Here is a 6,679-nt window from a genome sequence, read left to right on the forward strand (position 1 = left end):
GCTGAGAAATTCTTTTTAGGATTAACCCTTGAACCTGATTTGGATAGTACCAGCGTAGGAAAGCGTTTTGAAAATATATATAAATTATTTTAAGTTAAAATCATTTTTTATAAAAGATTTAATTTATATATTTTTAGTTTGTGATATAACACTATCTATTCATTTAGATGGTGTTTTTTTATTTTATTTTTAGGAGGAGAGTTATGAGTAAGTATGAAATTCCAACATTAACAATTGCAGGTTCTGATTCATCAGGAGGTGCTGGGATACAGGCTGATTTAAAAAGTTTTAGTGCAAATGGGACTTATGGAATGAGTGTTATTACAGCTATAACAGCTCAAAATACTATGGGTGTTTTTGATATTGAGGAACTGAGTAGTAGAATTATAAAAAGTCAGATTAAAGCTGTTTTTGAGGATATTAGACCAAAATCAACTAAGATAGGAATGGTATCAAATGAGGAGATTATAAAAGAGATAGCAAGTAGCCTTAAAGAGTTTGATGTTCAAAAATTAGTTTTAGACCCAGTTATGATATCTAAGAGTGGATTTGCATTGCTTAAAGAAGATGCTCAAGATGCACTTAAAGAATATTTAATTCCACTTGCATATATTGTAACTCCAAATGTACCAGAGGCAGAGGTACTTACAGGAATGAAGATAGAAACTTTAGAGGATATGTTAGAAGCAGCAAAGCTTATAAAAAAACTAGGGGCAACCTATGTATTAATTAAAGGTGGACATTTAGATGGTGATTCAACAGATATTTTATATGGAGATGGAGTTTTAGAATATCTTAGAGCTAAAAGACTTAATAGAAAAAATACACATGGGACAGGTTGTACTTTATCATCAGCTATATGTTCAAACTTAGCAAAGGGACAAGAAGCAGTAGAGGCAGTAAAAAATGCTAAGGAATATATAACAGAAGCAATAAATCAAAGTTTTGATTTAGGTAGTGGAGTTGGACCAGTTAATCATTTTTATAAATTTTAAGGTAGAGGGGGAAGGATAAATGTTTAGTTTAATTAATGAAGTGAAAAGTAAAACACCACTTGTGGTGCATTTTACAAATGAAGTTACAATAAATGATTGTGCGAATATAACACTTGCTATAGGGGCTAGTCCTATAATGTCATCTTATATGGATGATTTAGAAGATATAGTAAAGATAGCTAGTAGTATTGTTATAAATATAGGTACTATAAATAGGGAAACTAGCATTATATTCAAAGAAGTTGCAAGACTTGCAAAGATATATGATAAGAAAATAGTTTTAGACCCAGTTGGTGTTTTTGCAAGTCCTGTAAGGTTTAAATATGTTAAAGAACTTTTAGAGATAAACAGTTTTACTGTTATAAAAGGAAATATTGCAGAAATTAAAGCTATTGGAGGAATTGCATCTAGTGGACAAGGTGTTGATTCATTAGATAATGAAGTTAATATAGATATCATAAAAGATTTAAGTAAAAAGCTTAATACAATTCTTGCTATAACAGGGAAGATAGATTATATAACAGAGGGTGATAGAGTTATAAAAATAGAGAATGGAAGTGTAAAACTTAAAAGTGTTACAGGGACAGGCTGTATGAGTGCTAGTCTTATAGCATCATACCTTGGAGCTACTGATAAAAATTTAGAGGCAGCAGCTATGGGTGTTTTAACAATGGCACTTAGTGGAGAACTTGCAGATAAAGAAAATCAAGGAATAGGAAGTTTTAAGGTTTCACTTATGGATGAAGTTTATTTATTAGATGAGGAAAAAATTAAAAGATTAGCAAAAGTTGAAGGGGTGTAAAATATGAAGTTTTCAGAAGTTTTATTTGAAAGTACAAGAGAGATATGGAGTGATTATTTAAAACATCCATTTATAGTTGAAATAGCAAATGGAAATTTAGATAAGATTAAGTTTGAAAAATATTTAGTTCAAGATTATTTATACTTAAAAGAATATTCAAGAGTTTTTGCTATGGGAATGGTAAAAGCAGAAACTATGGAAGAAATAAAGTTCTTTTACAGCTCTGTTAAAGCAACTATGGAAGATGAAAATGAGTACCATGTAAAATATCTTAGAGATTTAGGGTATAAGCTTACAGAACTTGAAAAAATGAAGGAAGAAGGTGAGAACAGTAACTATACAGCTTATATGAAGTCAATTTCTTTAACTGGTGGAGTTGAAGAGATAGCAGTAGCAATACTTCCTTGCACTTGGAGTTATTCTTATATAGGTAGATATATAATGGATAATTATAAAGGTAAGCTAGAGGATAATCCATTTAGAGGGTGGATTGAAATGTATGCTGATAATGGATTTGCAGAATTTACTGATAGATGGATAAACTATATAGATGATTTATGTAGTGATATTTCAGATAGTAAGAAGAAAAAACTCATAGAAATATTTATAGAATGTAGCAAACATGAAATGAATTTCTGGGATATGTCTTATAATTTTAAGGGAGATAATTAATATGGAGAGATTAAAATTATATTTAGTTACAGATTCTAATATATTAGAAGGTAGAGATTTTTATTTTGAAATAGAAGAGGCTTTAAGAGCAGGGATAAAATGTATTCAGTTAAGAGAAAAAACGCTTGGTGGAAAAGAATTTTTAGAGAGGGCAAAAAAGCTAAGAAAAATAACAAATAAATATAATGCCTTGCTTATAATAAATGATAGAGTAGACATTGCAATATTATCAGATGCAGATGGAGTTCATGTTGGGCAAAGTGATATACCTTTAAAAGAAGTTAGAAAACTTTTGGGTGATGATAAAATAATAGGAGTTTCAACAGGAAGTATAGAACTTGCAAAACTAGCTAAAAAAGATGGAGCAGATTATATAGGTGTTGGAGCAGTTTTTAATACAACAACAAAGCTTGATGCAAATAATGTTGGAATAAAAATGCTTTCTGATATAAAAGAAAGTGTAGATATACCTATTGTAGCTATTGGAGGAATAAAATTATCTAACTTAGAGCAGATTAAAGATATAAATATTAATGGGTATGCAGTTATATCAGATATATTATGTGAAAAAAATATATTTGAGAGAAGTAAAATGTGGCTTGATGCCTTAAAGTAAGGTACAATAATAGATAGAATTAAAATATTCAGCTTAGACTCGTGCTTAGCTGAATATTTTTGTAGTTTGTCATTAATTATTGAATATAGTATACTAATTAAATGATATTTCTACAGTAAAAGGGAGGGTCTAAAATGGAAAATAATAAAAATGCAGAAGAAGTTAAAGACATTAAAGTTGAAGCAGAAAAAGTATCTGTAACAAAAAATGCCGAAGTAGAACCTGTTAAAGGATTTTTCTCAAGACTTATGAGTGGGGTTATAGATCAATGTGTAGTTGTTGGTTCATCACTTATAGCATTACTTATAATTGATTTAGCTGTAAAACCTTTTGGATATGCAGTAGTAGAAAGAATACCATTATTCTTTATATTATATGTAGTAGCTAATATACTTTATCCAACAATTTTACTAGGAACAAAAATAAGAACAACACTTGGAAACAAACTATTTAAGTAAGAGCAAAATATAACATAAGATATGATATTTAGAGGTGAAAGAATGAAAAAAGGTACTCAAGTTGAAGTAACTATTGAAGATATAGAATTCCCAGCAAAAGGATTTGGATTTGTTGAAGGAGTAAAGGTTTATGCTAAAAATACATTCCCAGGACAAAAAGTTTTAGGAACTGTAAGCAAAAAGAGAAAGAATTATGTGGAAGTTAAGGTTAGAGAAGTTTTAGAAAGAGCTGAATATGAAGTTGCTCCAATTTGTGAGCATTACGGAATATCAGGTGGATGCTTGCAGCAAGTTATACCTTATGAAAAGCAATTAGAGTTTAAGGTTGAAGAAGTTAAGAAGTTATTTACAGATGCTAACAGAACAACAGGTGAGTTCCTTGGAATAGAAGGAAGTCCAGAAGTTAATCATTACAGAAATAAGATGGAATATTCATTCGGAGATGAAACAAAGGGTGGAGAATTAAATCTTGGGATGCATATGGTTGGAAAAAGATTTGGGATTGTTAATATAGCAGAATGTTGTTTAACAGATGATGACTTTGCTAAAATATCAAGAGCAACTCTTGAGTATTTCAGAACAACAGACTTAACTTACTATAGAGTTATGGCTAGAACTGGATTCTTAAGACACCTAGTTGTAAGAAAAGCACAAAAAACTGGTGAAATAATGATTAACCTTGTAACAACAACTCAAGTTGATTTTGATTTAACTGCTTATGCAGAAGTAATCAAAGCTATAAACTTTGATGGAACACTTAAATCATTATTACATACAGAAAATGATTCATTATCAGATGCAGTATCTGCTGATAAGATTAATGTTTTATATGGAGAAGATTATATAACAGAAGAACTTCTTGGATTAAGATTTAAGATTTCTCCATTATCATTCTTCCAAACAAACTCACTTGGAGCAGAAAAACTTTATAGTCTTGTAAGAGATTTTATGGGAGATGCTGATAATAAAGAAGTATTCGACCTATACTGTGGAACTGGAACAATCGGACAGATTGCAGCAGGAAAAGCTTCAAAAGTAACTGGAGTTGAACTTATAGAAGAGGCTGTAGTTGCAGCTAATGAAAATGCTAAATTAAATGGACTAAATAATTGTACATTTATAGCAGGTGATGTTGCAGAGGTAATAAAAACTATGACAGGAAACCCTGACATAATAATACTTGACCCACCAAGAAGTGGAGTTCATCCAAAAGCTATGGAATACGTAGTTAAATTTGGAGCCAAGCAAATCATATATGTTTCATGTAACCCTAAAACACTTGTAGATGATTTAGAAGCACTTGAAATTAGTGGATATGAAATAGAAAAAACTCTACTTATGGATATGTTCCCACATACACCACATGTCGAGACAATTGTTAAATTGAATAAAGTTAGAGAATTTTAGTTGAAAGGTAGCATCAATTTTGGTGCTATCTTTTTTTAGTTATAAAAATAGGTTACAATATAGATATATTAAATAATAAATTGGAGTGAGTGCTGATGAGTCAAGAGCAGTATAATATGATTATAGATTATGCTAAGAATAATTTAAATAAAGAAATTTTAGAGAAAATAACAGAATTTAAATATAGTGAAGTTGATGGTTACTATGTTATACAAGTTTATATAAAAGAAAGTATTAAAGCTAAAGAAATGGGAGAAATACTTATAAAGATTGAAGATTATGCTAAAAGCTCAGGGACTGCAGTTTTAGTAGATTTCTTAAGAGGATAATCAATGGGAGATTTATATTAGGATATAAAATCAATATTACGAAGAAATAGATTAAAACTACGCTTAAAATAAAGTGTAGTTTTTTATTTTATTTAATATGAAATATTGATAGAATAATTATAAAAAAAGAAGTAAGAGAAATGTGATGACATCTCTCTTACTTATGAATAGGTATATAGGCAAGTATATATATTAAAATTAGATTTTAACTAGTCTAAAGATTATTTAAAACTTCAGTATAAATTTCTGTAAGAGTAGTAAAGTCAGTTTTAACTTTTTCATTAAGGTCAAACTCTTCAATCATTTTAGTGTACTTATCATTAAATGGTTTTTGAACTTTGAAAATATTTAAAAGTATCATAACAGCAACTCTGTTATAGTCTAAAATAATTTCATATAGAGCATCAAAAATTTTATTTTCTTCTTCATCTTTTTTTAGATTTTTTACTTTAAGAAGAGAAGTGCTAACTTTTAATTCATAAGTAAAGTGTGTATTTATAAGTTTCTCGATATCATCAAGACTATCGGCTATAAATGAAGGGTTAAGTTCTATAAATAGCTCTTTAACAGTATTCATCATATCTTCACCAAGGTTTTCTTTAAAGTTATTTTCTGCAAATTTAGTTTTGATATCATCAAATCTTTGAGATATATAAGTATCGTACTCAGCAACATATAAATCAAATTCTTTTTGGTTTCTAGGAAGTAAGTCTTTATTTGCAGTTGCGTATGTTTGAGTTAAACCTAAAAGATTTCTAGCTATTTTAACATTCATTGAAAGAATATCTTGTGTAGTTTCATATAAAGAAGTAAGTTCTGTATTTTTAGAGATAAGAGTATCATTTGCTAAAATTTCTAATTGGAACTTCTTTTTAAGAACAGTATATTCAGCCGTAACATGAGTTCTGAAAAGTCTACCAAAAAGATAATTACTTATAGCAATATTATCTCCAGAGCTTAAATCAATAGAAATCATAGTTTTAAGTGATAGCAAATCCTCTTTAATATCAACATTATCTATAATAGAAAGAAGCGTATCAATTTCTTCAATAGCTTTTTTTGAAAGCTTTTCTGTTTGTTGAAGGTCTTTAGCCCCCTTAGTTATATTCTTTTTATTCTTTTGTGCATTATAAAGTTTTTTAATTCCCATAAAAATTCTCCTTAGTTTGTAATTAGTTATACCTATTAATAATTTATACAATAATAAGCTTATTAATACAAGGTTATAGTGGTATTAAATTAAATTTTTTATTTAATATATTAATATAAATAGAGGTATTAAGTAATTTAAAGGAGTAAATTCGACAATAGTAAAGAAATGAAAAATAAAATATTAAAGTTTGCTTTTAAAAAAGGTATATTAAAACTTGTGTAGAATAAATATAAAAAAAGAGGTTAAT

General features: G+C 28.6%; 8 protein-coding genes and 1 riboswitch. Of the genes, 7 read left to right on the forward strand and 1 reads right to left on the reverse strand.

Annotation, left to right across the window (positions count from 1 at the left end):
* A riboswitch (TPP riboswitch) is annotated at positions 1-78 on the forward strand. This riboswitch is flagged as partial in the annotation.
* 125 nt (positions 79-203) lie between these two features.
* From thiD to Q0V15_RS10715, 7 genes are all read left to right on the forward strand, one after another.
* A complete protein-coding gene (thiD, locus tag Q0V15_RS10685) occupies positions 204-995 on the forward strand; it encodes a bifunctional hydroxymethylpyrimidine kinase/phosphomethylpyrimidine kinase (protein ID WP_297438834.1) in 792 nt (263 codons plus the stop codon).
* Between the two features lie 19 nt (positions 996-1,014).
* The gene (gene thiM, locus Q0V15_RS10690; protein ID WP_297438836.1) at positions 1,015-1,797 is read left to right on the forward strand and encodes a hydroxyethylthiazole kinase; all 783 of its coding nucleotides are present in this window, start codon (positions 1,015-1,017) and stop codon (positions 1,795-1,797) included.
* Positions 1,798-1,800: 3 nt separating this feature from the next.
* Entirely contained in the window at positions 1,801-2,469 is a 669-nt protein-coding gene (gene tenA / locus Q0V15_RS10695) for a thiaminase II (protein WP_297438838.1), read from the forward strand.
* On the forward strand, positions 2,462-3,085 hold the full coding sequence (thiE, locus tag Q0V15_RS10700) for a thiamine phosphate synthase (RefSeq protein WP_297438849.1): 624 nt from the start codon (positions 2,462-2,464) through the stop codon (positions 3,083-3,085). The genes tenA and thiE overlap by 8 nt, the downstream gene beginning before the upstream one ends.
* A gap of 134 nt (positions 3,086-3,219) precedes the next feature.
* The gene (locus tag Q0V15_RS10705) at positions 3,220-3,543 is read left to right on the forward strand and encodes a hypothetical protein (RefSeq protein ID WP_297438841.1); all 324 of its coding nucleotides are present in this window, start codon (positions 3,220-3,222) and stop codon (positions 3,541-3,543) included.
* Positions 3,544-3,585: 42 nt separating this feature from the next.
* Positions 3,586-4,950, forward strand: a complete 1,365-nt coding sequence (rlmD, locus tag Q0V15_RS10710) for a 23S rRNA (uracil(1939)-C(5))-methyltransferase RlmD (RefSeq protein WP_297438843.1) — start codon at positions 3,586-3,588, stop codon at positions 4,948-4,950.
* Between the two features lie 95 nt (positions 4,951-5,045).
* Positions 5,046-5,279, forward strand: a complete 234-nt coding sequence (locus tag Q0V15_RS10715) for a hypothetical protein (protein ID WP_297438845.1) — start codon at positions 5,046-5,048, stop codon at positions 5,277-5,279.
* Positions 5,280-5,493: 214 nt separating this feature from the next.
* Here the strand turns inward: Q0V15_RS10715 and Q0V15_RS10720 are convergent, their stop codons facing one another.
* Positions 5,494-6,429: a hypothetical protein gene (locus Q0V15_RS10720; protein ID WP_297438847.1), complete on the reverse strand. Its 936-nt coding sequence runs from the start codon at positions 6,427-6,429 to the stop codon at positions 5,494-5,496.
* Between the last annotated feature and the right edge of the window lie 250 nt (positions 6,430-6,679).

Origin of the sequence: uncultured Clostridium sp. (assembly GCF_947036855.1) — a bacterium.
Taxonomy (GTDB): domain Bacteria; phylum Bacillota; class Clostridia; order Clostridiales; family Clostridiaceae; genus Sarcina.